Annotated in this window: 28 protein-coding genes; 16 read left to right on the plus strand and 12 right to left on the minus strand. The window is 38.0% G+C overall.

The genetic code is table 11. From position 1 onward, the window contains the following. Positions 1-8 precede the first annotated feature (8 nt). The gene (locus tag ND811_RS16140; protein WP_004785405.1) at positions 9-713 is read left to right on the plus strand and encodes a hypothetical protein; all 705 of its coding nucleotides are present in this window, start codon (positions 9-11) and stop codon (positions 711-713) included. 3 nt (positions 714-716) lie between these two features. Beyond that, the gene (locus ND811_RS16145; RefSeq protein ID WP_265353072.1) at positions 717-1,559 is read left to right on the plus strand and encodes a glycosyltransferase family 2 protein; all 843 of its coding nucleotides are present in this window, start codon (positions 717-719) and stop codon (positions 1,557-1,559) included. Here the strand turns inward: ND811_RS16145 and ND811_RS16150 are convergent. Further along, the gene (locus ND811_RS16150; RefSeq protein ID WP_040917277.1) at positions 1,464-1,808 is read right to left on the minus strand and encodes a hypothetical protein; all 345 of its coding nucleotides are present in this window, start codon (positions 1,806-1,808) and stop codon (positions 1,464-1,466) included. The genes ND811_RS16145 and ND811_RS16150 overlap by 96 nt on opposite strands. 74 nt (positions 1,809-1,882) lie before the next feature. Between ND811_RS16150 and ND811_RS16155 the strand changes: the two genes are divergently transcribed. The 5 genes from ND811_RS16155 to mutS all read left to right on the plus strand — a co-directional run bounded on the left by ND811_RS16155 (position 1,883) and on the right by mutS (position 7,859). Continuing rightward, positions 1,883-2,773: a shikimate dehydrogenase family protein gene (locus tag ND811_RS16155; protein ID WP_265368966.1), complete on the plus strand. Its 891-nt coding sequence runs from the start codon at positions 1,883-1,885 to the stop codon at positions 2,771-2,773. A 47-nt stretch (positions 2,774-2,820) separates the two neighbouring features. Continuing rightward, positions 2,821-4,020: a Mur ligase family protein gene (locus ND811_RS16160; RefSeq protein ID WP_265353114.1), complete on the plus strand. Its 1,200-nt coding sequence runs from the start codon at positions 2,821-2,823 to the stop codon at positions 4,018-4,020. A 62-nt stretch (positions 4,021-4,082) separates the two neighbouring features. Continuing rightward, positions 4,083-4,703, plus strand: coding sequence for a TetR/AcrR family transcriptional regulator (locus ND811_RS16165; RefSeq protein WP_265353070.1), 621 nt, complete (start codon positions 4,083-4,085; stop codon positions 4,701-4,703). A 17-nt stretch (positions 4,704-4,720) separates the two neighbouring features. Then, complete coding sequence (locus ND811_RS16170) at positions 4,721-5,353, plus strand: phosphoribosylanthranilate isomerase (RefSeq protein ID WP_265353069.1); 633 nt, start codon at positions 4,721-4,723, stop codon at positions 5,351-5,353. Then, positions 5,337-7,859 carry a DNA mismatch repair protein MutS gene (mutS, locus tag ND811_RS16175; protein WP_265353068.1) on the plus strand — a complete coding sequence of 841 codons (2,523 nt, stop codon included), beginning with the start codon at positions 5,337-5,339 and terminating at the stop codon, positions 7,857-7,859. Before ND811_RS16170 ends, mutS begins: the two co-directional genes overlap by 17 nt. Here mutS and serB read toward each other — a convergent pair. The 7 genes from serB to bioD form a co-directional block, all read right to left on the minus strand. After that, complete coding sequence (gene serB / locus ND811_RS16180; protein ID WP_265353067.1) at positions 7,830-8,729, minus strand: phosphoserine phosphatase SerB; 900 nt, start codon at positions 8,727-8,729, stop codon at positions 7,830-7,832. The genes mutS and serB overlap by 30 nt on opposite strands. A gap of 2 nt (positions 8,730-8,731) precedes the next feature. Beyond that, entirely contained in the window at positions 8,732-9,457 is a 726-nt protein-coding gene (locus tag ND811_RS16185; protein WP_265353066.1) for an SGNH/GDSL hydrolase family protein, read from the minus strand. 19 nt (positions 9,458-9,476) lie between these two features. After that, entirely contained in the window at positions 9,477-9,656 is a 180-nt protein-coding gene (locus ND811_RS16190; protein WP_002975048.1) for a hypothetical protein, read from the minus strand. Positions 9,657-9,680: 24 nt separating this feature from the next. After that, a complete protein-coding gene (locus ND811_RS16195; RefSeq protein WP_322113485.1) occupies positions 9,681-11,195 on the minus strand; it encodes an MFS transporter in 1,515 nt (504 codons plus the stop codon). Between the two features lie 92 nt (positions 11,196-11,287). Further along, a complete protein-coding gene (gene bioB, locus ND811_RS16200) occupies positions 11,288-12,343 on the minus strand; it encodes a biotin synthase BioB (RefSeq protein WP_265353064.1) in 1,056 nt (351 codons plus the stop codon). Positions 12,344-12,406: 63 nt separating this feature from the next. Next, positions 12,407-13,729, minus strand: coding sequence for an adenosylmethionine--8-amino-7-oxononanoate transaminase (gene bioA, locus ND811_RS16205; protein ID WP_265353063.1), 1,323 nt, complete (start codon positions 13,727-13,729; stop codon positions 12,407-12,409). After that, positions 13,719-14,411 carry a dethiobiotin synthase gene (bioD, locus tag ND811_RS16210; RefSeq protein WP_265353062.1) on the minus strand — a complete coding sequence of 231 codons (693 nt, stop codon included), beginning with the start codon at positions 14,409-14,411 and terminating at the stop codon, positions 13,719-13,721. The genes bioA and bioD overlap by 11 nt, the downstream gene beginning before the upstream one ends. Positions 14,412-14,470: 59 nt before the next feature. Between bioD and ND811_RS16215 the strand changes: the two genes are divergently transcribed. Next, positions 14,471-14,992 (plus strand): cyclic nucleotide-binding domain-containing protein, encoded by a 522-nt coding sequence (locus ND811_RS16215; protein WP_265353061.1) that lies wholly within the window; start codon positions 14,471-14,473, stop codon positions 14,990-14,992. Next, the gene (locus tag ND811_RS16220) at positions 14,989-16,047 is read left to right on the plus strand and encodes an AI-2E family transporter (protein ID WP_265353060.1); all 1,059 of its coding nucleotides are present in this window, start codon (positions 14,989-14,991) and stop codon (positions 16,045-16,047) included. Before ND811_RS16215 ends, ND811_RS16220 begins: the two co-directional genes overlap by 4 nt. A 43-nt stretch (positions 16,048-16,090) precedes the next feature. Here the strand turns inward: ND811_RS16220 and ND811_RS16225 are convergent, their stop codons facing one another. Continuing rightward, on the minus strand, positions 16,091-17,005 hold the full coding sequence (locus ND811_RS16225; protein ID WP_265353059.1) for a DMT family transporter: 915 nt from the start codon (positions 17,003-17,005) through the stop codon (positions 16,091-16,093). 44 nt (positions 17,006-17,049) lie between these two features. On the opposite strand from ND811_RS16225, the gene ND811_RS16230 reads away from it, so the two are divergent. From ND811_RS16230 to ND811_RS16245, 4 genes are read left to right on the plus strand one after another with little or no spacing between them, the layout of a single operon-like run. Beyond that, positions 17,050-18,264: a hypothetical protein gene (locus ND811_RS16230; protein WP_265353058.1), complete on the plus strand. Its 1,215-nt coding sequence runs from the start codon at positions 17,050-17,052 to the stop codon at positions 18,262-18,264. After that, the gene (gene ung, locus ND811_RS16235) at positions 18,245-18,910 is read left to right on the plus strand and encodes a uracil-DNA glycosylase (RefSeq protein WP_265353057.1); all 666 of its coding nucleotides are present in this window, start codon (positions 18,245-18,247) and stop codon (positions 18,908-18,910) included. Before ND811_RS16230 ends, ung begins: the two co-directional genes overlap by 20 nt. Further along, positions 18,900-19,787, plus strand: a complete 888-nt coding sequence (locus tag ND811_RS16240) for a DMT family transporter (protein WP_135744531.1) — start codon at positions 18,900-18,902, stop codon at positions 19,785-19,787. Before ung ends, ND811_RS16240 begins: the two co-directional genes overlap by 11 nt. After that, complete coding sequence (locus tag ND811_RS16245) at positions 19,784-20,080, plus strand: 4a-hydroxytetrahydrobiopterin dehydratase (protein ID WP_265353056.1); 297 nt, start codon at positions 19,784-19,786, stop codon at positions 20,078-20,080. Before ND811_RS16240 ends, ND811_RS16245 begins: the two co-directional genes overlap by 4 nt. An 86-nt stretch (positions 20,081-20,166) precedes the next feature. Here ND811_RS16245 and ND811_RS16250 read toward each other — a convergent pair whose 3' ends face one another. Continuing rightward, the gene (locus tag ND811_RS16250) at positions 20,167-21,090 is read right to left on the minus strand and encodes a porin OmpL1 (RefSeq protein ID WP_265353055.1); all 924 of its coding nucleotides are present in this window, start codon (positions 21,088-21,090) and stop codon (positions 20,167-20,169) included. 224 nt (positions 21,091-21,314) lie between these two features. On the opposite strand from ND811_RS16250, the gene ND811_RS16255 reads away from it, so the two are divergent. Genes ND811_RS16255 through ND811_RS16265 form a run of 3 tightly spaced genes read left to right on the plus strand, consistent with a single transcriptional unit; the run spans position 21,315 to position 23,180 of the window. Further along, positions 21,315-21,836 (plus strand): hypothetical protein, encoded by a 522-nt coding sequence (locus tag ND811_RS16255; protein ID WP_265353054.1) that lies wholly within the window; start codon positions 21,315-21,317, stop codon positions 21,834-21,836. 46 nt (positions 21,837-21,882) lie between these two features. Beyond that, on the plus strand, positions 21,883-22,968 hold the full coding sequence (carA, locus tag ND811_RS16260; RefSeq protein WP_265353113.1) for a glutamine-hydrolyzing carbamoyl-phosphate synthase small subunit: 1,086 nt from the start codon (positions 21,883-21,885) through the stop codon (positions 22,966-22,968). A gap of 26 nt (positions 22,969-22,994) precedes the next feature. Further along, positions 22,995-23,180 (plus strand): DUF5808 domain-containing protein, encoded by a 186-nt coding sequence (locus ND811_RS16265; RefSeq protein ID WP_135571309.1) that lies wholly within the window; start codon positions 22,995-22,997, stop codon positions 23,178-23,180. Here ND811_RS16265 and ND811_RS16270 read toward each other — a convergent pair. Together ND811_RS16270 and ND811_RS16275 are read right to left on the minus strand one after the other, a co-directional pair. Then, complete coding sequence (locus ND811_RS16270) at positions 23,142-24,191, minus strand: hypothetical protein (protein WP_265353053.1); 1,050 nt, start codon at positions 24,189-24,191, stop codon at positions 23,142-23,144. The two genes, ND811_RS16265 and ND811_RS16270, sit on opposite strands and share 39 nt — an antisense overlap. A gap of 5 nt (positions 24,192-24,196) precedes the next feature. Continuing rightward, complete coding sequence (locus ND811_RS16275; protein WP_265353052.1) at positions 24,197-25,501, minus strand: MBOAT family O-acyltransferase; 1,305 nt, start codon at positions 25,499-25,501, stop codon at positions 24,197-24,199. Between the last annotated feature and the right edge of the window lie 32 nt (positions 25,502-25,533).

Below are 25,533 nucleotides of genomic sequence, written 5' to 3' on the forward strand. Positions count from 1 at the left end.
GGACTAGAATGGAAAAGATTTCGGGTATGGGAAAGGAAACAAGCGAGATTTCTGATCACATCAAATTACACATCGAAAATGGGAAAATTCTCTCGCTAAAAACGCACCGAGTTTCCAAATCCGTTGAGGAACATATCAAGGAAGCAGTTGGCCTGATTCTAGATCGCCTCACTTACCCGACCCTTGTCCCCACTCTCTACACCATCATCAAAGAACTAGCCATCAATGCCTGCAAAGCCAATCAAAAACGAGTGTTTTTTGAGGAACGTGGTTATAGTATGTTGAATCCTTCTGAATACGCTAGGGGAGTCAGGGAATATCGGGAGATGTTTTCGGAAGAAATGTCCAACGAATTTGGAATGAAAGCCAAAAAAAAAGGATATTACTGTTTAATTAATTTTAAATTCAATGACGATGGGATTACCATCGAAGTCATCAACAACACCCCCATTGCCAAAGAAGAAGAAAAAGCCATCCGCGAAAGATTGGAAAAAGGGATGGTATATGACGATATCGCGCAGTTCTATATGGACAATGCGGATACTACAGAAGGAGCTGGTCTTGGACTTGCCCTCATTCTCATTATGTTAAAAGGGGAAGGCATTGATCCCAATTTCTTTCGTATCATCATCGGAGAAGATTCTACCATTGCAAGGCTTGAAATTCCTTTATCTGATAAATTCATTTCTGTCCGCGACCCCAACCAAATTTAAATTATGCCTCTTCCTTTATCCTGTGCCATCATTACCCTCAACGAAGAGGATAATATTTCTCGCACACTTGAAGCTCTTTCCTTTATTGAAGATATCGTAGTCATTGATTCTGGTTCTACTGACAAAACAGTATCCATTGCAAAGTCTTTTGGAGCGCGCGTTTTTTATCGTAAGTTCATAAACTATGCGGACCAAAAAAACTATGCCATTGAACAAACAAAATACGATTGGGTCCTTGCCGTAGATGCCGACGAAGTGGTATCGAATGGATTAAAAGAAGAAATCATAAATTTATTTGCAGAAAATAAATTACAATCGGAGGGGTTCCTGATTCCCCGGTTGACTTATTATTTGGGTAAGTGGATTCGATTTGGTGGTTACTATCCAAATTACCAAATTCGTCTGTTTAAAAAAACTGCTGGAGAATTTAGCGGTGGTTTGGTGCACGAACGAGTCAAACTCATCGGTAAACCAATCAAACTTACAAATCCACTTTATCATTATTCTTATAAGAATATATCCGATCATTTACAGTTTATTGATCGTTATTCTAGTCTATTTGCAGAAGAAGAATTTAGAAAGGGAAAATCTAGTTCTATACTTTGGGCTTTTTTAAAAGGCTGCTTTAAAGGTTTTTATATGTATTGGATTCGGCTGGGAATCCTAGATGGGAAACAAGGATTTGTGCTCGCCCTACTAGGATTTTATTATAATTTTCTTAAGTATTTAAAGTTATATGAGAAATCGAATTCAATCTCTTCTTTCTTTGTTATGGTTGATTCGGTTCATGATATAAAGAGCCGTAAATCCACCAAGAAAGATAGCAACCAAGTTCACGTTGGATAATTGAGTGGATCCAATTTTGGGTGACATGAGCCACATAATGATATCGCGGATGTAGGTTTGGAAGGTTGCAAAAACGATAAGCGCTCCAATCCCTGCAACAAATGTTGATCCCCAAAATTTTCCGAGCAAGTCTTTACGTTTATAATAATAAAAATAATAGGCACAGGCTGCGGATGCGAGAAAAAAGAATAAAATATCTACGAGAATGGTCCACGGTTCTGATGGTGCGGCAAGCGGTAATGAAATCATTGATCTTGTACCTGTCTATTACCTATTTTCGGTAGGCTATAGTTTAGTCCATAAGATAAAAAAAGAGGTTTTCCTTGTATTCAAAACACACTGAGATATTTGGGATCTTGGGATATCCCTTAGGCCATACCCTTTCCCCTTGGATTCATAACACTCTGTTCCAACTCTCTGGATATGATGGAGTGTATTTGGTATTTGAAAACCAACGTTGGAACGAGATTGGACTTCGTCCCTTAATCGACTTAGGTGTAAGAGGAGTCTCTGTTACGATTCCTTTTAAAGAATGGGCCTATTCACAAGCGAACATTGTTTGTAAAGCATCCCAAACAATGGGTTCCTCCAATACCTTACTATTGCGCGAAGGCATTGAAGCTGTGAACACAGATGGAACTGGTGCCGTCAGATCCATTCTCAAGGCCAATGCCCATCTTTTAGATCCACATCAGGAAAAACAAATTTTAGTTCTAGGAAGTGGGGGGAGTGCAAAAGGAATCTTATTTGCGATTGCAGAGTCCCTTCAAAAAAACGCAAATAAGGGAAAGATACAAAGAAAGGTAAATATCCTTGCAAGAAATGAAGTGGCAACTAAAGAGATTTTGTTTTCTTTAGGAAATCCAGAATGGCTTGGGGTTACAACCAAGGAAACATCTATGGAAGAAGCGGAAAACTATGACCTCATCATCCATACAACCCCGGTTGGTATGAAAGGATTTGCTGGGGAACCTCTCCTAAACTTCGATTTTTTTACCAAAAAACATACGTTATTCGATATCGTCTACAATCCTTTAGAAACTGAATTGGTAAAACAGGCGAAGAAAAAAAAAGCTGAGATCATTCCTGGATATCATATGTTACTCTACCAAGGAATTAGACAATTTGAACTATTTACAAATATCCAAGCAAAACAGAAATGGATCAGGAAGGTGGAATCAATCCTTTTCAAACAATTAAAAAATCGCAGTTAAATCGATGCGGCATCGACCGAGAACTAAGGATTACAAAAGAATTCAATATGTTGTTTTTTGATTTTTTACATAGTTTACAGAACGTTGAAAAAACAAGGAACTTCAATGTTTTCAAAAACTATTCTTTAGATGGACTTTCCGAACTTTTTTTATTTTTAAAAGCAAAACATAAAATAAAAAAACCGGTTCGGATCAGTGTTGTTGGCACCAATGGAAAAGGTTCCACTTCTCACTACCTTGCTTCTCTTTTGTCCCTTCTTGGATACAAAACGGGACTTTATACCTCCCCTCACTTATTAACACCACTAGAACGTTTTCAAATTTTCTTAGAAGGAAAATCAGAACTTCCCATAGAAGAGGATGTGGAATCATTTTTTAAACATACCATCCTTCCCGACCTAGAAAGGTACCAGTCACTTTCGTATTTTGAATTTTTAACCGTTTTTGCTTATCTCTATTTTGCGAAAGAAAATACAGATTTCGAAATTTGGGAAGCAGGTCTTGGCGGAAGGCTTGATTCCACAAAACTAGTGTATGCTGATTTTGTCATATTAACAAAAATTGGAATGGACCATTCTGAAATTTTAGGAAATACCAAAGAAAAAATTTGTTTGGAAAAACTAGGAATACTAACAGAAGTTTGTCGAAAATTAGTTGTGATGGACCCCGACGATGATTCCTTACAAATCCTCATTCAAAATTTTTCAAAAGGAAAAACAGAGACTCACTTCCTCCCTCTCGAAAAAAAAGACACCTATTTAGAAACGAATTTTCTTTTTTCCCAAGCGGCCCTAATCCATTTGGTTCCCAACCTGACAACAAAACTCAAATCCATTTCCTTTGGGTCAGTAGAAAAACCTCGCGGTCGAATGGAAGTTTTACAAACCTTTCCCGAAGTTGTTTTTGATCCGGCGCACAACCCAGATGCCATAACCACCACCACTCAAGAGTTTGCCAAAACCCACCCATCCTTTTCCCTTCTACTCGGTAGCCTTCCTGACAAAGACCGCGAAGGGATTTTGTTCCAACTGGTAGGCCTTCCCCTCCAATCACTGATTCTTTGGGAAGGAAGCGGTTTTGGAACCTTCCCAGAACTTCCACAAGAGTTAAAACCTATCACCGCCAAAGTGCGGACGGAAGAAGAGCTTCGGCCCCTATTCCAAGGCAGATTTCCGATATTAGTGTTAGGAAGTTTTCGCCTCTATGGAATTGTGGCAAAATTAATACAAAATACAACAAACATGTAAAATTTAACTTTACAAATGAATCCTGAACGACATTGTTCTTTTAGGAAACATCGTTCAGGACCATGCAAACTCCCAAAGAACATACACGAAAAGAAATCTTACAAGCGGCTCGAGAGGAATTCATCCAACTCGGTTTTGAGAAGGCTAGTATGCGTACCATTGCGAAAAAAGCAAAGGTATCCACGAGTAATATCTACAATTACTTTGAAAACAAAGAACACCTTCTATCAGAAATACTACAGCCGGTCCTTTCAGGAATGGAAAAAGCCTTTGCTTATGTATCTCATCCAGATTATTTCGAAAAAAGATTTAACGACAGTTATGAGGCATGGCAAGAAAGATTTCATATTGCCCTTGATTATGTTGATGCAAATCGAGATGATTTTATTCTTCTTTTAACAAAATCACAAGGTTCTCATTTAGAAGAATTTCCAGATACGGTTCTCACTCGTCTTACCAAAATCAACTTTGACCAATACAGCAATTTTAAAGAAAAAAATCTAAGTTACAAAGGGGAAGTGAGTGAGTTTGTTGTCCGCAACATCCTTTCCTTTTTTCTCAATATCTTTGTGCAGATGGTCCGCCAAGGAATTTCCAAACAGGATATGTTGGTCTATCAGGATAGTTTCCTTAAATTTTTACACTTTGGGTACAAAGGATCGATTGCCTCTGATCTGAGTTGATTCAATCTGGTTCCCATATGGGAACCAGATACAAAATTAAAATCTGCGGAATCAAAGACCTGGCTACACTGGAACTATGTGTGGACCTCCAGGTCGATTTTGTTGGACTCAACTTTTCTCCACGTTCCCCCCGTGCCATCACTGCCGATACAGCCGAAACACTTCTTAAGTTAAGAAAAAAGTCAGGATTTCCCAAACTTGTCTTTTTGTTTTTTGAAAACGAACTTACAGAAATCGACACGTTAACAAATCGTTTCCAACCGGACCTCATCCAACTCATCCGAGGTGATGCCTTCGTAACTTCTCAAATTTGGAATGAATTTACAGAAACTAAAAAGTTATTACCTGCCATTCGCATCCAAACGAAGGTCATAAATGAAGAAGACCTGGAACCTAAATCGAATTTAGTGATTTTAGATAGTTTTCAGAAAAATTTGGGTGGTGGGACAGGACATACTTTCCCTTGGGAATATGTAACATCCGTAAAACGACCCTTTTTACTTGCTGGTGGAATCACTCCAGAGAATGTTAAATCCGCTTTGGAAACAGTTCACCCTTATGGGATTGATGTGGCAAGTGGAGTAGAAACTGACGGAATTAAAGATCCAAATAAAATAAAATCCTTGGTACAAAATGTCCGAACATTATGAAGCATTGAATACTCCTGTTATGCGCCAATATATGGAGGTGAAAGAACAACATCCCGATGGGATTGTATTCTTTCGTATGGGCGACTTTTACGAAATGTTTTTAGAGGATGCAAAAATTGCGGCTCAAATTTTAGACATCACCCTCACCAAACGCCAAAACCAAATTCCGATGGCTGGAATTCCCTATCATGCAACAGAGAGTTATATTTCAAGACTCATTGCAGCTGGTAAAAAAGTAGTGGTTTGTGAACAAACAAAACCCGACGATCCCAAAGCCAAAATCATGTCGAGAGAAGTGGTTCGTATCATCACCCCGGGAACTGTGGTGGAAGATAACCTTCTTGGTGGATACCAAAACAATTATTTATCTTTGTATTACCGTGAAAAAACTTCCGTCTACCTAGCGTTTGCTGACGTTTCCACTTCAGAATTATTGTATTTCTTTTTTTCAGAAAATGAAACGGAAAGAATAAACGACACCATCAAACGATTTTCCCCAAAAGAAATCATTTATACAGAGGAAATACCTCCCTTAGCCAAAGAATCGAAAATCATCCTTTCTAAAATACCTCCCGATTATCTTCCTAAAAAGAAAGGTGCGGGAATTGACACGGTTGTCCATGTACTCGATGCCTATCTTCAATATAACTATCGCAAACAAAATTTTGTTTTTAAATCCCCTAGGCGAATTGATGAAAACGATTATTTAGTTTTAGATGAACAAACCGTTTCCCATTTAGAGTTAGTTGAAAATCCTAATGATAAAAACCATACTTTGTTTGGAGTTCTTAATCGCTGTATCACAGCTACCGGCAAAAGGTATCTCAAACAAAGGATACTATTTCCAACGCGAGATGAAAACAAAATCAAAGCCCATTGGGATAAAATTGAAATCCTTTCTGCCAATAAAAAAGAAAGACAAAAAATAAAAGATTTGTTAGGTGATCTTATCGATTTAGAGCGTGTACTTACTAGGTTTCGAGTGGGGAAAGCTTTGCCTCGCGACTTTCGCGGGATTGAAAAAAGTTTAGAATCCACAGCAAGTATCAAATCCATTTTGGATGGAATTGGTTATGACTTTTCCAAATTACCCAAAGAGCTGAACACATTATCTAAACTATTTTTCGATACCCTTTACGATGGAGAACTTCCTGTTTTTTTGGGTAACTCCCCTTTTCTTAAATCTGGATTCAATAAAGAATATGATGATGCCATCCTTGCCCGCGAAAAAGGAAAAGATTGGATTTTAGAATTGGAAGAAAAGGAAAAAAAAGCATCAGGCATTTCTTCTCTAAAAATTCGTTACAACAAAATCCTCGGTTACTTTATTGAGATATCTAAAGCCCAAGCGAAAGATGTTCCCAAACATTTTTTAAAAAAACAAACACTGGTTACAGGGGAAAGGTTCACTTCTCCCGAATTAGAAGAGTTAGAACGGGCCATCCTACAGGCCGATGAAATCATTGAAAGGATTGAAAAAGAAAAATTTGAAGAATTAGTAGCACATTGTATTTCTCTTTATGAGGAGTTTTTAACTTTATCCAATGAAATTGCCTCTTTAGATTATCATCTTTCCCTCACAGAAACCAAAGAAGAATACCAATGGGTAAGGCCCGAAATTCGTAACGATGGAATATTAAACTATTCCGAATCCCGCCATCCTGTTGTAGAAACTTTTTTACCGATTGGCGAACGTTTTGTACCCAATAGCCTAGAACTCAATCCAAAAGACAGCGCCATTGCAGTGTTAACCGGTCCAAATATGGCTGGTAAATCTACGTTTATGCGCCAAATTGCAATCAACCAAATCCTATTCCAAATGGGTTCTTATGTTCCGGCAAAAAAAGCATCGCTTGCCGTTGTAGATCGAATTTTCACTCGGATTGGTTCTGGTGATAACCTTACCAAGGGTGAATCTACTTTTTTTGTAGAGATGAAAGAGACAGCAACCATCTTAAATCAATTTTCAGAGAACAGCCTCATTCTATTTGATGAAGTAGGTAGAGGGACTTCCACCTATGATGGATTGTCTATTGCTTGGGCCATTTTAGAATTTTTATCAGCCAAGTTTCCCAAACCAAAAACCATTTTTGCAACTCACTACCATGAATTGACAGAACTAGAAAAAGGAAATGGGATCTTTAATTTGTATTTAGATACGTTTGAAAAAGAAGGAGAGATTCTTTTTCTTAAAAAAGTCAAACGGGGGAAATCAAAACAATCCTTTGGAATTTATGTAGCAAAATTGGCAGGGATTCCCGAAACCGTTTCTGATCGTGCGAAAGAAATTCTTTCGGGACTCGAATCCAAAAAAAGAGAAATTAAAATCAAAAACGAAGAACCAAGTTTGTTTGCCAGTTTAATGGACAACCAAACAACTAATCTTTCACCAAACGAAGAAAAGGTTCTAAAAAGATTAAAACAAATTGATCCAAATCAAATCCCACCGATGGAAGCGTTATCAATTTTGGATGAATTAAAAAGAATTCTCAATGAGAAAGACTAAGGCAGAGAGATCAGTAAACTCAATCCAGTTTGTGATTTTTTCTTTTAATCCAGATTTTGCGTGAATACCAATCCCAATTCCTGCGGCTGCAAGCATGAGTGCATCATTTGCTCCATCTCCAACGGCAACAACTTGTTCTAAAGGAATCGAAAGTTCATTGGCATACTGTTTTAGATAAATTTCTTTTTTTTCCCTATTGATGATCTCACCAAAAATTTCACCAGTAAAGGTTCCACCTACTTCTTCCAATCCATTGGCTCTATAAAAATTCACTGGATATTTTTCAGAAAATAGTTTTAATACGGGAGTAAAACCACCACTTAGGATTCCGAGTTTCGATCCATTGGCTGGAACAAACTGAAAAACTTTTTCCATCCCATCGTTAAGTGTCAAAAGATCATACACTTCACGAAAACTTTCTTTTGAAAGTCCGGCAAGGTGTTTTACGCGCAACCGTAAGGCCTCGTCAAATCCCATCCCACCTTCCATTGCCTGTTTGGTGACAGTGGCGACGGCATCATAGACTCCGTGTTTTCTTGCCAACTCATCAATGACTTCTTCTTTGATCACTGTAGAATCCATATCAAAAACAAAAAGAGACTCTTTCTGTTTCGGTAACAAAGCACCAAGAGATAAAAAATCAATCTGATAGTCGGCTAATTTCTTGCGTGTTGTTACCACTTGGTCTCGATTGAATGATTGATTATGTAAAATGCGCACACAGTACAATCCAAAATGTGCCGCATGGAAAACATTCGAATCACTCACATTGACAGTGGATTGGGTATCATTCAATTTTAGATTGGAAAGAGTTTCAGAAAGGATGGAGGACGAGATGGGAGAACGAGAAATCAGAAGTAGTGAATTCATTTTTACTTTTTTAAATAGGGTCTTAGTTTTTTACCCCAGAGTTCATATCCTTTTTCATTAAAATGAAGGTTATCCCCATTGGGACGAATGAATTCTTCGCTTAACGTGGGAGAATCGATTTTACGCATTTTGTCCCAAACTTCAATGTATTCCACATTGTTTGTGGACCTTGCCACCTGATTTAAAAACAAATTGAAAACTGGAACAATTTGGTTTAATTCTCTAACACGTGTTGGCGGTACAGCCATCAAAAAAATCTTAATATTCCGATTCCGCGTGTGAATTGTCTGAATGATAGAAATCAGATTATTTTGTACAAGACTAAGGCATTTGCCTTGGATAAAATCGTTTCCACCAATTTCGATGACTACTTTCTCAGGACGAAGTACAAGAACATCTTCTTCGATGCGAGTAAGAAGAGTCTCTGTCATATCACCTCCAATTCCACGATTGGTAACGGTCTGACCTGGAAATTCTTTGGCAATCAAGTCTGGTAAAAACAAATGTACCAAACTATCACCTGTAAAAACAATTTCTGATTTTTTGATTTTTAAATTATCTTCTGCGTATAACAGCCGTGTGGGCAGCCATGCCTTTTCAATATACTTTTTAAAGTTAGCGTTGTCTCGCCACCCAGGCTCCGCAAAACATTGAAAGCTGGTATCGAAATAATCACGTTTTGAGGAAGATTTACAATCGGTAAAACTCAAAACAAGGGCAAAAGCCATGCCCCATCGGAGGAAGAATTTAGTCCTGTTCTTGCGGTTCATTCATTCGGAAACGCTTTTGCCAATCTTTGATTTGGGCCTGCGCATATTCTTCCGTATCACAAATCCGAAATTCAATCGGGTTATTTGTGGTTGTCTCGATGAGTTTGGCTTCGATATACCCGTTCTTTAACTTGGTTGTCTCAATGCGATATCTCATCTGAATAGCTCCAAAAACCAGGATTTAATTACCACGTATCTTTGCAATCTCTTCTAAAGTTTCATCTTCCTTGTATTTTCCAAAGAGAAAGATGGCGAGTAGACAGAATGCTGAGGCAAGAGGACCCGTCAAACGAACACCAAGCTCCCCTCCCGCTTCTACTTCTTCGACTTTACAAATGGAAGATTCCATACTTATTTTTGTCTCTCCTTCTGGATTTTTTTTCATTTCTGACTTAGGTTCTGCAACAGAAGGAGTAATGATCCCTGTAACTTGAGGAGATACATTTTTCTTTGTTTCACGATCAAGACCTAAAAGAATCACCGTGCTAAAGATAAGGACTGCTAGAGTTTGTCCCAATTTCTGCATAAAAGTTCTTCCCGCATAAAAGAGTCCCTCACGTTTTGAACCTGTTTTTAACGAATCAAGTTCAGCGATATCAGCAAGGATCGCATTCGGTAAGATTCCAAGAATCGCTATGGGAACGGCAGCAATAGCAACAATCAAATAACCTTGGATATACGGTGATAAAGGCAAAGAATCTTTTCCTACAAAATAAATTGAAAGAAAGAGTATAAGGAAAATATAGAATCCGCCGAGTACGGTCTTTTTCTTTCCGATCCTTCTTGCGATCCAGTTGACCGCAGGATAAAAAGCAAAAGATACCAGTAACATCACGGTAAGGAGTTGTGTGACAAATTCACGTTCCAATTCCAATAGGACAGTTACATAATAAGAAATCCCTGTGGTGAGTATGGTCAGTGCTAAAAAATAGCAAAGATCCGACAAAGCGAAGTATAGAAAATTCTTATTTTTGAATGTTAGAAGGATGGCCTCTTTGAAAGGAACACTGGATGCTTCCGACTCACAATAGGTTTTTTCGTGAATGGAAAATACGGGAAAGTACATACAAAGTGCAGCAAACGTACAAAGGATTCCCAGTGCATACTGACGGGACACCAATGTTTGAAGAGCGCTGTCCCCATGAAAAACAAAAGTGGATTTTAAAACATTGGCAATCATGGGTTCTGTCGATGCGACAATGATCCCCAAAGCATAAGTCACGGAAATATAGGTAGAGAGATTCAACCTTTCTTCCGGCGTATGCCCCAGTTCTGGGATAAGAGCAAAGAAAGGCGTAACATACACTGTTAAAAATAAATAAAACAACAACATACAACCGGTCATCCAAACCAAGTTGGTGGAAGATATATAGTTGTGAGGGGGAACAAAAATCAACCAACAGAAAACGGCTGCAGGAACTCCCCCAAGAAAAAGAAAGGGAATCCGACGTCCAAACCTTGAAGTAAACCGATCCGAGGAATTGGCAATGATAGGGTCTGTAAAAGCATCCCACAAACGACCAATAGCAGCCACAACACCAATGGTGGACAGTCCCCAAAAGGCCATCTTTTCAATGAGATCAGGGAAACATTCCTGTCCTGGTTTGGGTGCGGGAGGAAGATAAAAATAAACTTGGTGAAGACCAATGATATTAATGAGAGTGGACCAACCCAATTGGCCGATCGCATAACTCATTTGTTTTCGAAATGGTAAAGAAGGTTTTCGCATGTCTCTCACTAGAGGCGGTAAAGTAGGAGCATACTACCGCCAAAAGTAAAAAAGGCAAACTACTTTTTATGTTTATAAAGTTCTGGAAAATTTTTCTCGTCGTAAAGAAACTGTGACTCGTACTCATCCCATCCCTCCGGTACCCCTTCTGTAAATTCAGGTACCATAGAACAATCGCGAATCAAATTCATCGTTTGGGCCATCTCACTGCCTTTTACATTTAAGTATCCTTCAGCAAACAATGAATTGGCTACAAAAAGTGCCATCGATTGTAAAGAACCCAAATGACCTTCTCTTCCGGCACCAATTCGAATTTCTGAATCTGGATTGACCAATCGAAACATAGATAACACCCGAATACAAAATTCAGGAGTGAGTGAGGACTTCTGGATGGCATGTCCTTTAATCGGAATAAAAAAGTTAACAGGGATCGATATCACTCCTAACCGTTTGAGTTCAAAAGCAACTTGAACCAGATCCTTTAGTTCTTCTCCCATCCCAACAATAATCCCAGAACAAAGCCCGATGTCCGCTTCTTTGGCCGCTTCTAGCGTTGTTAGTCGGTCTTTAAAAGTATGGGTGGAACAAATTTCGTTGTATTTAGATTCAGATGTGTTGAGATTATGATTGTAGCGGTCAAGACCTGCGTCTTTTAAAGTCCGAGCTTTTTTTGCATCCAAAATTCCCGCAGACAAACAAACCTTCATTCCAAGTTCGCTGTTGATTTTAGAGATGGTCTCGGCCAATCGATCGACCGCATTGTCAGTAGGACCACGTCCAGAAGTCACCATACAAAAACGGTAAGCACCGTTATCTTTGGCTCGTTTCGCATCTTCCCAAATTTCTTCCGGTGATTTTAATGAATACTCTTGGATTCCGGAATCACCACCCTTTCTTTGGGCGCAGTAACCACAGTCTTCAGGGCAATAACCATTTTTGATATTATCTAATATATGAATGCGGACACGATTGGTATAATAACGATTTCTTTCTTCCGTGGCACGAGCAACAACCGAAAGCAAAGGGACTTTTCCTTCGAGGATTTCTAGGGCTTCCACTTCCGTAATTAAGGAAGGTGCGGAGGAAACTGTTTTTTCTTGGATTTCTGCAATCATGGGAACAGATTCTTTACGACGCCAACCTGTGTAAACGAAGAAAATCCCTTCGTATATTTAGTCTCAATCTGAATGGGCAAAACTAAGAAGAGTTTCTTCCAACGCCAAAAAAATTTGATCCAGGGATTTCTCTGAAATGGTATAGGGTGGAGTGATATAGATGGTTCGACCGAGAGGGCGCAAAAGAACACGAAATTCTCTCATTTTTTCGCGAATCTGTTTTCCAATGGGATTTAGGTATTCATCTTCTGCAATGGTTTCTTTGTATTCAAAAGCAAAGATTCCGCCAAACACCCGAACATTTTGGATTCGTTTTCCTAATTTTTTTTGGAAAGGTTCTATTCGTTTTTGCAAAGAACTTTCAAGTTTTTTAACAAGTGTTTTCCCATCTTCTTGTAAAAGTTTTACTGACGCATAACCAACGCTACATGCAATAGGATTTCCAGTCATAGTATGAGCATGAAAAAAAGAATGGTAAGGATCTTTTGATAAAAATTGTTGATAAATGAATTCAGAAACTAAGGTAGCACCTAAAGGTAACATCCCTCCTGTTAGGCCTTTTGCCATCACCAAAAGATCAGGTTTGACTCCTGCTACTTGGTATGCAAAAAATTCTCCTAGCCTTCCCATTCCTGTAAATACTTCATCAAAGATAAGTAGCGTATTGGTTTGTGTTGCCAGTTGCCTTAGTTTAACTAACACCTTTTTATCATAAAACACCATTCCATTGGCGCCAAATACCAAGGGTTCTATGACTATTCCTGCATATTCTTTTTGTTTGATGCTACTTTCTAAGTCGTTTAAACATTCCGTTGCACAACTACTCACATTTTTCCCCCAAGGACAATTCATACAATTAGGAGCAGGAAATTCTTTTGTGGGAAATCTAAGTTCAGAAAAAATTCGGTTAAAATAGTTTTTTCCTGAAACATTCATGGCTCCAATGCTATCACCATGATAAGAATTAGAAAATACGAGAAACTCTGATCTTGGTTCCAAATCAGGATGGTTTTTATAGTATTGGATTGTCAATTTCAGAGCAATTTCTATCGCATTGGATCCGTTATCTGAATAGAATACTTTTTGGAAATCAAATTGAGTTAGTTCTAACAAAGATTTCGATAAAGCTTCTGCAGCAGGATGGATATGACCTGCAAGCATCACATGGTCTAGTTCATCAATTTGTGTTTTAAGTGCGGATACTAATTTTGGATGCCTATGACCAAAAATAATTGTCCACCAACTGGCAATGGCATCAATCCACTGATTTCCATCGGAATCGAAGACAAATTCTCCCTCGGCTTTGACGATATCAATCAAGGATTCTCCTTCTTCTTGGATGGTCAAAGGAACCCATGTAAGAGTTTGGAGCGGATTATATTTCATCGTCTGGGTTCTGAAGTGTATCAATGACATTTCGATTAGGATCAAACTGGTGGTTTGCAAAAGAAATAAATTCCGCAGGTGTTAATTTTTGTTTTGGAAAATTAGTAACACCCAAACAAGGCGCTCCACCTAACTTCTGTATTGTTTCCGCATTATCAATTTGTAAGGAATTTTCTGGACCCACTAAATAAAATCCAAGGACAGCAACAAACCTACTTGTAAGGGCGTCCAAAGTGAGTAGGGTATGATTGATGGTGCCAAGCTCAGTGGATCCAATCACTACAACAGGAAGGTTACTCTCCCCAATTCCTCGTATCGCTAAGTAGTCCTCTGTCCAAGGAACAAAAACTCCACCAGCACCTTCGACAAGGGTATTGGTTTTTCTTTCTTTCGCAAGTGCAGTTAAAAGGAATTTTGGATCTAAAATTTTTCCTTCTTGTTTGGAGGCATAATGGGGACTTGCGGGTGTCTGGAATTCATAAACAGGTTTTAGGAAAAAGGAATCCGGGAGGTTTGTCGTTTTCTGGACCAATTCCGTATCACCAGTGCCCGCTGCCCCAGTTTGGATGGGTTTCCAATAACGAAAACCATTACTTTCTGCATATTTAGCCATAAAGAGGCAGGAGAAAAAAGTTTTTCCGACATCGGTTCCTGTTCCAGCGACGTAAAAAGCTTGGCCCATACGGATCAAGTTTTATCAATTCTTACCCTCGTCTATCCGATTTATATAGAAGAGGCTTTATGCAACTTCCCCTTTGGAAATCCATTCTCAAACGTGACGAAAATCCGATTACGGAGATTTCACATTTTTTACGTGAAACTGCTATCTTTGAAGGAATGTCGCGCAGGACGTTACGAGAAATCGCAAGACTCATCCACAAACGAAAGTATTACGCTGGTGAAACTATTTTTTACCAAGGACAAGCTGGAACCGGTGTGTATCTCATCTTACAAGGAAAGGTAGAAATTTTTTCAGAAAGAGAAGGTGTTACTTTAAAACTCGCAGAACTAGAAAAAGGTGCTTTTTTTGGTGAACTAGCATTGTTCCAAGATTTTCCTAGATCTGCCACTGCAGTGGCTCTTGTTGATTCTATTTTACTTGGTTTTTTCCAACCAGAATTAAAAACACTCTTAGAAACCAAACCTAGGGTGGGGAATGATTTACTCCTGAGTTTTGCATCCATAATTGCAGACAGACTCCGCAAAACAAACGACACACTAGAAGCAGCTTACTTCAAAAGCAAAAAAAACAAAGCAAAATGAATCCGAAAGATTTTAATATTTCATCTTTTATTTTACGAAGTGCTTTTTTTGGACTGATTGCACTTACCGTTTTAATTGGAGTCGTTGGTGTTAAGTTTCTAGCCATTCCGCTATTGATTTCAGGTATCCATTTTTATATATTTCATGGGATAGTGGACTATTTTGAATCAAGAGGAATCCATAGGGCTTTTACAATTATCATTATTTTTTCAATTTTGATTGTTGGTGCTTATTGGTTTTTAGCTTTTTATTTGCCTAATCTTTTCGAAAAGGCACAACCCATTGTTTCAGAATGGTCTGTTAAAATGGATGATCCCAATTTTCAACTATTGGATTTCAATAAACTACCTGTGGTTTCCAAGAATCCGGATCTCTGGAAGAAGATCATTAATCCAGAAGAAGTTGCAAAGATGGCGACAAATAATTTAGAGGAATTTTTAAGAGAAATGATTGTTATGATACCTACTTTTATAAGTTGGATGATCATTATACCTATCATTAGTTTCTTTTTACTTTTGGATGCCCATTTAATTTACAAAACGATGATTAGTTTTATACCAAATCGATTTTTCGAAATGTTCTTAATGGTTTTTTATCGAATGAACCAACAGATCACTAGTTACTTAAAAAGTTTGGTGATCCAATGTGGGATCATGGCAGTTGTCGCTTCAATAGGTTTTTACATTGTTGGGGTTAAGTTTTTTGTTTTGTTTGGAGTGTTTCTCGGTGTTGCCAATTCCATTCCATATTTAGGACCACTTGTAGGAGCAGTTCCTCCAATTTTGTTTTCGATTCTTTTTCCTGAAATTTCTCCATCCATCGGATCCATAGCATCCGTAGTTGTGGTAGCCCAACTTGTAGATAACGCGATTGTTCAACCGGTAGTGATTGCCAATGCTGTTTCTCTCCATCCACTGGCGATACTCATTGGAATTGCTGTAGGGGGAAATTTTTTCGGGATCTTCGGCATGTTACTCGCAATTCCAGTATTATCCATCCTAAAAGTAACGATTGGGATTCTTTATCATGCCTTAAAAGAGCACCAAATCATTTAAAGGAAAATAGAATACTTTGGGAGAGAATACATACCCGAAAGTTTCATTCTTCGCGTTTGTTCCACTTACCTAATTCGGAAAACACAATTCCAAAAAGGGTAAGGCCGGAACCAATAGCACCGACCGTCTCCAATCTTTCTCCTAATACTAAATAGGCGAGAAAAAAAGAAAACACAGGTTCCAAACTATATAGTAGTCCTGCTCTTGCTGGAGGAACCGCTTTTTGATATCTAGTTTGAATCTGAGTTGTAAAGATTGTAGCAAAAATGGAAGTATAAATGATTCCGATCCAAAATTTCAAATCAAATTGTATGGAAATGGTTTGATTCAAAAACATTGATTCAACAGGAAATAAACTAGTGGATACAATCGCGATGAGTAGAATCTCAAAAGACACTAAGATTTGGGCAGGAATTTTTTTACTAAATATATCAATTAATATAATATAGATCGCAAAGAAAAATGCTCCAATGAGCGTAAGTCCATCACCTAGTCCAAAACCACTGGATTTAAGAATATCTTCATACGATTTTCCATTTTGCGAAATCAAAAATAGTCCTACGATTACAATCAGAACCGCAATCCAAGTTCGAACTGAAGGTAGACGACGCTCAATGGCAATTTGTAATAGAGGAACAAAGACAACATAGGCCCCAGTCATAAAACCAGATTGAGTGGCAGTCGTATAAACAAGGCCAATGGTTTGAAAGGCATAACCCAAAAGAGCGGAACAAGCGACGAGAAAGGCAGGGAAAATATAATCCCACCTACGATTGGCTTTAGAAAACAAAGTCTTTCGGTAGAGGAGTAAAGTGACAATTCCCGCAAGCCAAAACCGGACGGCTAAAAATAGAAAGGGGGGCACTGAATCCAGCGCAAGTTTGATGACCACAAAGGTTCCACCCCAAAGAATGGCGGCAATCACCAAAAAGAGTTCTGGAGTGAAGATCCTGGACATATAGAAGACAATGTTTCGAAAGAAATGTCCAGAGCAAGGAAAAGATGAATTGGAAATTTAGAATCCGCAAACCACAAACAGGAACAACCTTAAATTGGGAGGTGTATTTTTCTCCCGGGACTGCATCTTGGGTTGGTGAAAAAATAAAAGAGATATTAAATTCTGTTCCCTTACCCAACCAACCAGAACCAAATATACGTATTTTTTCGGAAAAAATCAAATTAGAAAACACAAACTCTCATCAGATCGCCTACCTTTTGTTTCATGGTCTTTTTCTTAGAGACGTTCGTCTTGTCATTGGGCGCACCAAAGACTGGGACAAGTCTTCTGAGGTTAGGGAAGAAGAATGGGATAGAATCTTAACAGAAGCAGTAACAATCGCAAAACCTTTGTTTTCCGATCATAATATTAGATTTTATGAAATTAAAGAAAACTTACATATCAGTTATTTTGAAGATGAAATCACCGTTTCTCTTTCTGTATTGGGAGAACCAGGTTACAAGCGGGGAATCAAAGCTAATTTTCCTACCAGTGCACCTGTCCCTGAAGACTTAAGTCAGATTTTAATCCAACAATGTTTTGATATTTTTTTAGTTTCTAAAAATGAAATTTCCGCTTTGTACGTTCCGTTTGCAGGTACATTAACTTTTGCCACCGAATGGAAGTTACAAGAGGAGAACATTTCTCTTCTCTCTTTACCAAGGGACTTTTTATTTTCCAAACTCAGTTTATTTCCAGATAAATCAGTAGAACATTTCAAAAGAAAACAAAAAGACCTTATCGCTTTGTCACCTCCCAACTCGACACCGATTGTCATCCAAGATACAGACCCCGCCTTAGAAAAATACTGGTCGGAAGAGTTTCAACGTTGGCAAAAGGTGATTCAAGTATCTAATTGGGATCATAGTATATCTGATTTTTTTAAAACATTTCCTGTTTTTCCAGAAGGAGAATCAGTATCGGCTTTTTACTTTTTGCCTTTAAATCCACCATACGGACTTCGTAAACATGAGCGAACCGGACCTGAAGAAAAACTTTATTCCAAAATTGGAAAACGATTGGAAGAGCTTTTAAGGCTAACAAAAAATCATCCAAAACTCATCGGCTTTGTCCTTTGCCCCACAGAAGAAAAATGGAGTGACTGCATGAGAGAACTTCGTAGTTTTTCAAAAAAAACCATCCATGTAACACATGGAGGAATCGACTTACGAGTATTATACTTTCATTCAGAGGGGAGAAATGAAAGACGTTCAAATTGAATCTGGTTGGAAAGAAGTTCTTAAGGAAGAGTTTGCAAAACCTTACTTTTCTAACTTACGAGAATGGGTACGAGAACAATACAAAACCTCCACCGTTTATCCCCCAGCAAAGTTAATCTTCAATGCCTTCGATTCTTGTCCCTTTGCTAATGTTAAAGTGGTGATTCTTGGCCAAGATCCCTACCACGGCCCAGGGCAAGCACATGGTCTTTGTTTTTCCGTAAACGAAGGAGTTCCCTTCCCACCATCCTTACAAAATATCTTTAAAGAAATTGCAGACGATTTACAAAAACCTATTCCAAAATCAGGAAACTTAACGCATTGGGCAAACCAAGGTGTCCTTCTTCTCAATGCCACTCTGACTGTACAAAAAGACAAAGCCGGATCTCACCAAAACAAAGGTTGGGAAGAATTTACAGACGCTGCGATCAAAATCCTGGCAGAAAAAAAATCGAATCTTGTATTTTTGTTATGGGGATCTTTTGCTCAGAAAAAAGAAGTTTTAATCCCACCAAACAAACATTTGGTTTTAAAATCGGCGCACCCCTCCCCACTTTCCGCCTATAGAGGATTTTTAGGAAATAAACATTTTTCCAAAACAAACGAATACTTACTAACACAAGGGAAGAAACCCATTGACTGGTAACGAAAAAAAAGGATATTTCTTTGTATTTCTGACAGGGGTATTCTTTGCCTTTGAGGTAATTGGTTTTAAAGAGATATTTAGGAAATACCAATTAGAACCAGAAATTGCCGCTTTTTTTGGAGTTGGGTTTTCTTTTTTGGTAGTGACTCCCTATTTTTTAATTTCCAAAAGAAGAAGATTCAAAGTAACCACAACGATTAAACGAGATGGTTTTATTCTAACTTTAGGAACTATTTCCAATGCCATTGGAATCGTTTTATACTACTTTGCTCTTAAACAAACCGATTTAGGTCCCGCTGCCATCCTTATCAAAACAACTGTTCTTTACAATGTATTACTTGGAGTTTTTTTCTTAGGAGAAAGATTACGTAAAACAGAAGTGTTTGGAATCGCAATTGCCATTTTGGGAATTTATATGATTTCAACTTTGGAAGGACAAATTAATTTTTTATCTACTTTCTGTATTTTACTCAGTGCCTTTCTTTTCGCAATCCAAAGTTATATGATTAAAAAATATATTCCTGAAATTTTGGGTTTAGAATATGCTTACTTAAGACTATTTCTTTTGAGTCTGTTTTTCTTAGTTTATTCACTATACATTGGGAGTTTTCATGTTCCTGAAATTTCTATTATAGTGACTCTTGGTTTATTTTCACTTCTCGGTTATTTTTTAGGTAGAGCTTTTTATTTTGAGGCGCATAATTATTTACCTATAAGTAAACTTAATGCAACTTTACTCATTGAACCCATCTTCTTAATGTTTGTTGGTATATTATTCATGAAAGAACCATTTGACGAACAAAAATTAGCTGGTGCTGGTATCATTCTAACGGGATTGTATTTGATCGTATTTCACAAACGGAAGGGGAAACCATGAGAGAGAAACCAACAAGTCTATCAAATGAGGAAATAGAGAATCTCTTAACTCTCCAAAAAGATTGGAAATTGGATTCAAAAGAAGGAATCCCTATTTTAAAATTTGAAAAAGAATTCCGTAATTTTACCGAAGCATTTTCTTTTATCACAAAAGTGGCATTAGTTTCTGAATCCATAAATCATCATGCAGAGATTTGGAATGTATACAACAAACTACGATTGCAACTATTCACTCATGAAACTAATTCTTTAACCACTAGAGATAAAGATTTCATTACAAGGCTGATGGACTAAACAAAAATCCTATCGATCCGTGATGAAATAAAAAAAGCCGGGGTTGGAAACCAACTCCGGCTTTTGATTTTTCAGTAAAGAACTGATTAAATCTCGATTTTGTAACCTACGCGGTAAGTTTGTCCACCCACTACTACTGGGTAAGCTGCCCAAGGAGCAAGTGCACTAGCACCACCAACAGATGTGGTGCCAGCAACACCCATTCCTGCAGAAAGGATAGTTTCCAATTCGAAGAAAAGGTGACCTTTATCAGTTACTTTTGTTTGAGCTCCAACAATCCAGTTGAATCCGAATCCGCTAGCACCAAATTTTGCATTTTCTTTTGCAATACCAGGACTTGGAACATCACCCAAAAGAGCGCCCCCACGACCAAGTAGTGGAGATCCGTTGGAACCAAGTCCAGCGGTCATTAACTCTAAACCAGGAGCGTTGGTAGTTCCTGATACGTTCCACATACCTTTAAAGTAGTTCACACCACCACCGATGTAAACAGCTGTGTCGTTAGCTGCATTGTACAATTTAACCCCAATATAAGTGGGAACAGTTACAGCAGTATAATTCCACTCTTGGTCTAACCATTTGTAACCCATGATAGTGGAAGTAGTATCACCACCAGCAATTTTAGTTGTATAGTTAGCGTTGATTCGGAAGAAAAGATTATTGAGCCCGAAGATTCCTTCTTTTTCGTAACCGATGTTGATGTTACCACCAGTCATTGCTCCACTGTTTTTTCCACCAACCACTCCACCAGTAGATCTTTTTAAGCTGAGTAATGTGTTTTCAGCATAAATAGCTTTTTGTTGTCCACCAGTCAAAGCGCCAGAGCTGTTAGTTACTGGAAGGCGAGAATCGAGACCATCTTTTGTGATGGTTCCGCCGAGTTGTGCTAGGTCAAATTGCATACCTAGACCGATCATAAGATACGAACGAGGACCGGATTGTGCGCTTAAGCTGCCAGCTAAGCACAAAAGTAAGAACCCCATCATTCCAAAGCGAAGAGATTTAAGCATTTGATGATTACTCCTTAGTGAGTGTTTCCTGAATTTTTTTTCATTCCTGTGGACAAACGAATGCAAGTGAGCAACCGTTCATACCGACAATTGCAATGAAACTAGTCGTTCTTCTAGGATTTGTCAAATAAAATTGTTAAATTTAAACGAAAATTGTGTTAAATGTGGTAATTCGAATGAGTCTAATGCCATCTAGGCAATCTTTCCTTATTTGCAGATTGTTCTTGCTTTTTGTTCTGTTTTCCGGCGAGGCATTTGGTCGGGAACGCAAAATCATTCGTTTTTCAGGCGAATTGGTGCATTGGGATACAAAAGGACCCGAACCACAGTTTCGTTTTATCGACCCTACCAATTTACGAGAAAAAACCATCTATTGTGACGCTGATACGATGCAGCAGGCCCTTGGAAACCAGTCCTTTGAAAAACACAATATTGAGGGCAAAGCCACGCAACTTAACCCCACTTCTGAAATTTGGCTTTGTTTGGGGAAACCTCATATTTTTCAGAAATTTCAAGTGTCTATTAGTACTCCTGGTCCTCAGTCGAAAAAGATCCAAGGTCAGGTCATCGAAGCCGATGGCAACACAGGCCAAATTGTCTATTTGGTGAGAGGGAAAAGGTCCTATTTAACCATTGCACCAGAACTGGCTCAGGAGATGGCCGACTCCCTTTCTCGAATGCAAACAGTGGAAATCAATGGGGGCTACCATTATGACAGGATAAAACGTTATTACATAAAAGATTGATGAATTTTTGTTCGTCAGAAGGGACCATTTCTTTGGAATGGACTGGATGCAGGCTTTTTTGGTTTTAGCAAACGGAACGGTCATGAAGGGCCGATCCTTCGGTGCAAATAAGAATTCGATTGGCGAGGTAGTGTTTAATACCTCTATGGCGGGATATCAGGAAATCATCACTGACCCTTCCTACAAAGGCCAACTCGTGACACTAACTTACCCCATGATCGGGAACTACGGTATCAATCCAGATGACATGGAATCGGACAGAATCCAAGCTTCTGGACTCATTGTCAAAGAATACGTAAAACGACCTTCTAACTTTCAATCTAAAGAAACTCTGAGTGATTTTTTAATCCGATTCGATATCCCTGCCATTGAAGGAATCGACACTCGCAAGCTAACTCGCATCATACGAAACTCAGGTGCCATGTCTTGCGGAATTTTTATTAGCGAAACTTACAACGATTCATTCCTAGTAGCCGTTAAAAATGCCCCCTCTATGGAAGGCCAAGACCTAGCACAAGTAGTTACTTGTGAGAAACCATACGTTTTTGGTGCTCATTCTCCAAGTAAGTTTAAACTTGCTGTTTATGATTTTGGGGTAAAACGTAACATCTTAAAACTTCTGGATGCAGCCGGATTCAATGTTCATGTATTCCCCGCGAAAACCAAAGCCGAAGATTTATTGAAAGAAGGATTTGATGCCTACTTCCTTTCCAATGGTCCTGGAGATCCAGCTCCTTTGGATTATGCCATTTCCTCTGCAAAAGCCATTATGGATGCCAAAAAACCTCTGTTTGGAATTTGTTTAGGACATCAAATTATTGGTTTAGCTTTAGGAAAAAAGACCGCCAAACTAAAGTTTGGTCACAGAGGTGGAAATCATCCGGTCCGAAACGAAGAGACTGGCAAAATTGAAATCACATCCCAAAATCACGGATTTCATGTTCTTGGTGAATCAACAAATGAAATGCCGATTACAAGAATCAACCTATTTGACCAAACTGTTGCTGGGCTTAAAATTACGGGCCTTCCCGTTATGGCTGTCCAATACCATCCAGAAGCATGTCCAGGTCCGCACGATTCAGCCTACCATTTCCAAGAATTTTATACTATGGTAGAATCTAGTAAATCTTAAGATTTGGCTAAATAGTGAGGTGATTCATGTCATACGGTGAAGATAAAAATTTTTGGGGAATCCCATACGGAACAGAAATTTCTGCAGAAGCATTTGTAAAAGATATTTGGGATCCTAGTACAGAAGAAATCCTAACACCAAAACAATTCTTTGGCCTTGGTTGGGGAATTAATCTACATGCCTTGGGCCGAAGAGTGGGCGTAATCAAATAAAGCCTTTTTCAAAATTACGGCAAACGCATCTCTTCCTTTTTGGTTTAGATGCGTCAAATCACCAAAATACCGATACTCCTCTAAAAATACCGATTTAAAATCAAAAACGATTACATCCTGCTTAGCTCTCATATCTGCGGTGATTGTTTTAAAAAAATCATCAGCAACTAAGTTTGCCTTCGTCTTCAAAATATCTTTTTCCATCTTCGGAGAAAACGGGATGCGAAGAAAAACTACATTTACTCCTCTTTCTTTCCAGAGTCGGAGAAAATCGAACCAAAGATGAATCGATAATTCCCTTTTCCCTGAAAGAACTTGCGAGCTATTTTCTGGGAACACTTCTTTTGCATCTAAGGTAGGATCATCACCTATGGATTTCCATACCCAAGAGCCTTGGTTTTTCTCCATACTTTCCTTTATATATACAAATTCTTTTTGTCTGCGCAAAACATCAATTTGTGCCAAAGGATCATAAACCAAACGGTTGATATTGGAACTAAGCCCAAAGTAAGGGAATACTTTGATGATTAATTTCCAACTTAAATCAGTTAAATTCGAAAAGTAAGCCTTACGTAATAATGGATGAGTAATTACTTCGAATGAAAAACCTCCGAAGGAAAAGTAAAGTTGCCTATTGGCATCAGTCACAGAATTTTTACTCGTATTTAATGGTGAAAGATTGACATAAACTTTCTTCAATTTCGGAAGCTTAGGAAGAACATCCAATGATTCCAATAGAATTCCTTCAGGTTGCTGACTCGGTTTAGGAAGATATAAAACTTCATTAATAGTTACACCTTCAATTTCGGCAATCAACTGAGGTGTTACCCCAGTTACTATTTGGCTATCACCTAACACCAATACTTTTGCATCAGAGTTTACAATTCGATTATTTGCAAGATACCAATATGAAGATGTAGTTTCGCAAAAAGGAACTATCCATTCGACAGTAAGATGCATAAAAACAGAAAGAAGTAGAAAGGTAATTAAAAAATAACGTAGCTTCATCATCTAAACTAAAACTGAAAATAAAAGAAATCCTGTTTTCCAAATGGAGAAAATAAAGAAAACCAAAGAAAAAATAGAAAAAATAAAAATAAGAAGGAAAATGGTTTTGAAGTTATATAAAAATTCGGACGATCTGTATCTTTCCACTCTTGCCACAAATCAAATAGGAACAATGGCAATATAGTAATTAGGATCATTAGTGGAATAGATGAAACTTTTGGTAAGTGAGATAAATTTTCCAAGATTAACATTGTTTCCCCAGGCGATTGAATTCGAAACAACAATAACCCTAAAGAAAAACTATAGAAAGTAAAAAAAACACCTAAGAAAGCCTGAATGAGATTTGTTTCTTTCACAATACCATAATATTTTAAACATCGATAGAAAACCAAACAGAGACCTAAATACACTCCCCAAATCACAAAACCATAACCGGCACCATGCCAAATCCCAGCCAAAAACCAAACAATCATTAAGTTTAAATTTTCACGTAAAAAACCATGCCTATTCCCACCTAACTTAATGTAAACATAATCGCGTAACCAAGTAGAAAGTGAAATATGCCACTTGGACCAAAACAAAGATGGATTGGAGGCAAAAAATGGTCGTTTGAAGTTATTCATCAATTGAAATCCCATCATTTCGGCCAGACCCATTGCGCAGAGCGAATAACCAAAAAAATCTGCATACACTTGAAATGCAATCACCGGAGCCACAATCCATAAGATTCCTTGTTCTAATGAAATAAAGGATGGAGCATGAATTTCCACATATCGGGATAACGGATCTGCAATTGTGGATTTGATAAAAACGCCCCAAATCAATAAGGAGATCCCATTCCAAATTTTTTCTCTAGTGATGGTTTGTTCAGACTCTATTTGGGGAATGAGATTCCCTGGCCTTTCTATTGGACCAAGCAACAATAAAGGGAAAAACAAATCATAAATCGCAAAGGTAAAAAAATTCTTACAAGGAAGAATTCTTTCGTCATATACTTCAATTAAATAACTAATGTTATGAAATGTATAAAAAGAAATCCCTATAGGTAGTAGAATTTCAGGTTTCCATAATAATTCAGCAAAACCAAAACCTATCCTTAAATCAGAAAACAAATCCCATAGAAAAATGAAATATTTAAACACTCCGAGGTAAAGTATGTTAGTAGAGATTGCGAATACAAATACAACTTTCTTCTTTTCCTCAGAAAGCGAGGTTAGGTATCTAGCTAATGTATAATTAAAAACCACTGAAATGAGGAGTAAGAATGTAGCATTGATATTCCATTGAGAATAAAAATAAATGCCGAAAGCCAAAAGCAGATATTTCCTAATTCGATCGGAAACAA

It is taken from the genome of Leptospira soteropolitanensis, assembly GCF_026151655.1.
In the GTDB taxonomy this organism is placed as follows: Bacteria; Spirochaetota; Leptospiria; order Leptospirales; family Leptospiraceae; genus Leptospira_A; species Leptospira_A soteropolitanensis.

Excerpts from the sequence above, each read along its gene's own strand:
- ND811_RS16140 (WP_004785405.1), top strand. The coding sequence starts at position 9 with ATGGAAAAGATTTCGGGTATGGGAAAGGAAACAAGCGAGATTTCTGAT.
- ND811_RS16145 (WP_265353072.1), top strand. The coding sequence starts at position 717 with ATGCCTCTTCCTTTATCCTGTGCCATCATTACCCTCAACGAAGAGGAT.
- ND811_RS16150 (WP_040917277.1), bottom strand. The coding sequence starts at position 1,808 with ATGATTTCATTACCGCTTGCCGCACCATCAGAACCGTGGACCATTCTC.
- ND811_RS16160 (WP_265353114.1), top strand. The coding sequence starts at position 2,821 with ATGTTGTTTTTTGATTTTTTACATAGTTTACAGAACGTTGAAAAAACA.
- ND811_RS16165 (WP_265353070.1), top strand. The coding sequence starts at position 4,083 with ATGCAAACTCCCAAAGAACATACACGAAAAGAAATCTTACAAGCGGCT.
- ND811_RS16170 (WP_265353069.1), top strand. The coding sequence starts at position 4,721 with ATGGGAACCAGATACAAAATTAAAATCTGCGGAATCAAAGACCTGGCT.
- mutS (WP_265353068.1), top strand. The coding sequence starts at position 5,337 with ATGTCCGAACATTATGAAGCATTGAATACTCCTGTTATGCGCCAATAT.
- serB (WP_265353067.1), bottom strand. The coding sequence starts at position 8,729 with ATGAATTCACTACTTCTGATTTCTCGTTCTCCCATCTCGTCCTCCATC.
- ND811_RS16185 (WP_265353066.1), bottom strand. The coding sequence starts at position 9,457 with ATGGCTTTTGCCCTTGTTTTGAGTTTTACCGATTGTAAATCTTCCTCA.
- ND811_RS16190 (WP_002975048.1), bottom strand. The coding sequence starts at position 9,656 with ATGAGATATCGCATTGAGACAACCAAGTTAAAGAACGGGTATATCGAA.
- ND811_RS16195 (WP_322113485.1), bottom strand. The coding sequence starts at position 11,195 with ATGAGTTATGCGATCGGCCAATTGGGTTGGTCCACTCTCATTAATATC.
- bioB (WP_265353064.1), bottom strand. The coding sequence starts at position 12,343 with ATGATTGCAGAAATCCAAGAAAAAACAGTTTCCTCCGCACCTTCCTTA.
- bioA (WP_265353063.1), bottom strand. The coding sequence starts at position 13,729 with ATGAAATATAATCCGCTCCAAACTCTTACATGGGTTCCTTTGACCATC.
- bioD (WP_265353062.1), bottom strand. The coding sequence starts at position 14,411 with ATGGGCCAAGCTTTTTACGTCGCTGGAACAGGAACCGATGTCGGAAAA.
- ND811_RS16215 (WP_265353061.1), top strand. The coding sequence starts at position 14,471 with ATGCAACTTCCCCTTTGGAAATCCATTCTCAAACGTGACGAAAATCCG.
- ND811_RS16220 (WP_265353060.1), top strand. The coding sequence starts at position 14,989 with ATGAATCCGAAAGATTTTAATATTTCATCTTTTATTTTACGAAGTGCT.
- ND811_RS16225 (WP_265353059.1), bottom strand. The coding sequence starts at position 17,005 with ATGTCCAGGATCTTCACTCCAGAACTCTTTTTGGTGATTGCCGCCATT.
- ND811_RS16230 (WP_265353058.1), top strand. The coding sequence starts at position 17,050 with ATGAATTGGAAATTTAGAATCCGCAAACCACAAACAGGAACAACCTTA.
- ung (WP_265353057.1), top strand. The coding sequence starts at position 18,245 with ATGAAAGACGTTCAAATTGAATCTGGTTGGAAAGAAGTTCTTAAGGAA.
- ND811_RS16245 (WP_265353056.1), top strand. The coding sequence starts at position 19,784 with ATGAGAGAGAAACCAACAAGTCTATCAAATGAGGAAATAGAGAATCTC.
- ND811_RS16250 (WP_265353055.1), bottom strand. The coding sequence starts at position 21,090 with ATGCTTAAATCTCTTCGCTTTGGAATGATGGGGTTCTTACTTTTGTGC.
- carA (WP_265353113.1), top strand. The coding sequence starts at position 21,883 with ATGCAGGCTTTTTTGGTTTTAGCAAACGGAACGGTCATGAAGGGCCGA.
- ND811_RS16265 (WP_135571309.1), top strand. The coding sequence starts at position 22,995 with ATGTCATACGGTGAAGATAAAAATTTTTGGGGAATCCCATACGGAACA.
- ND811_RS16270 (WP_265353053.1), bottom strand. The coding sequence starts at position 24,191 with ATGATGAAGCTACGTTATTTTTTAATTACCTTTCTACTTCTTTCTGTT.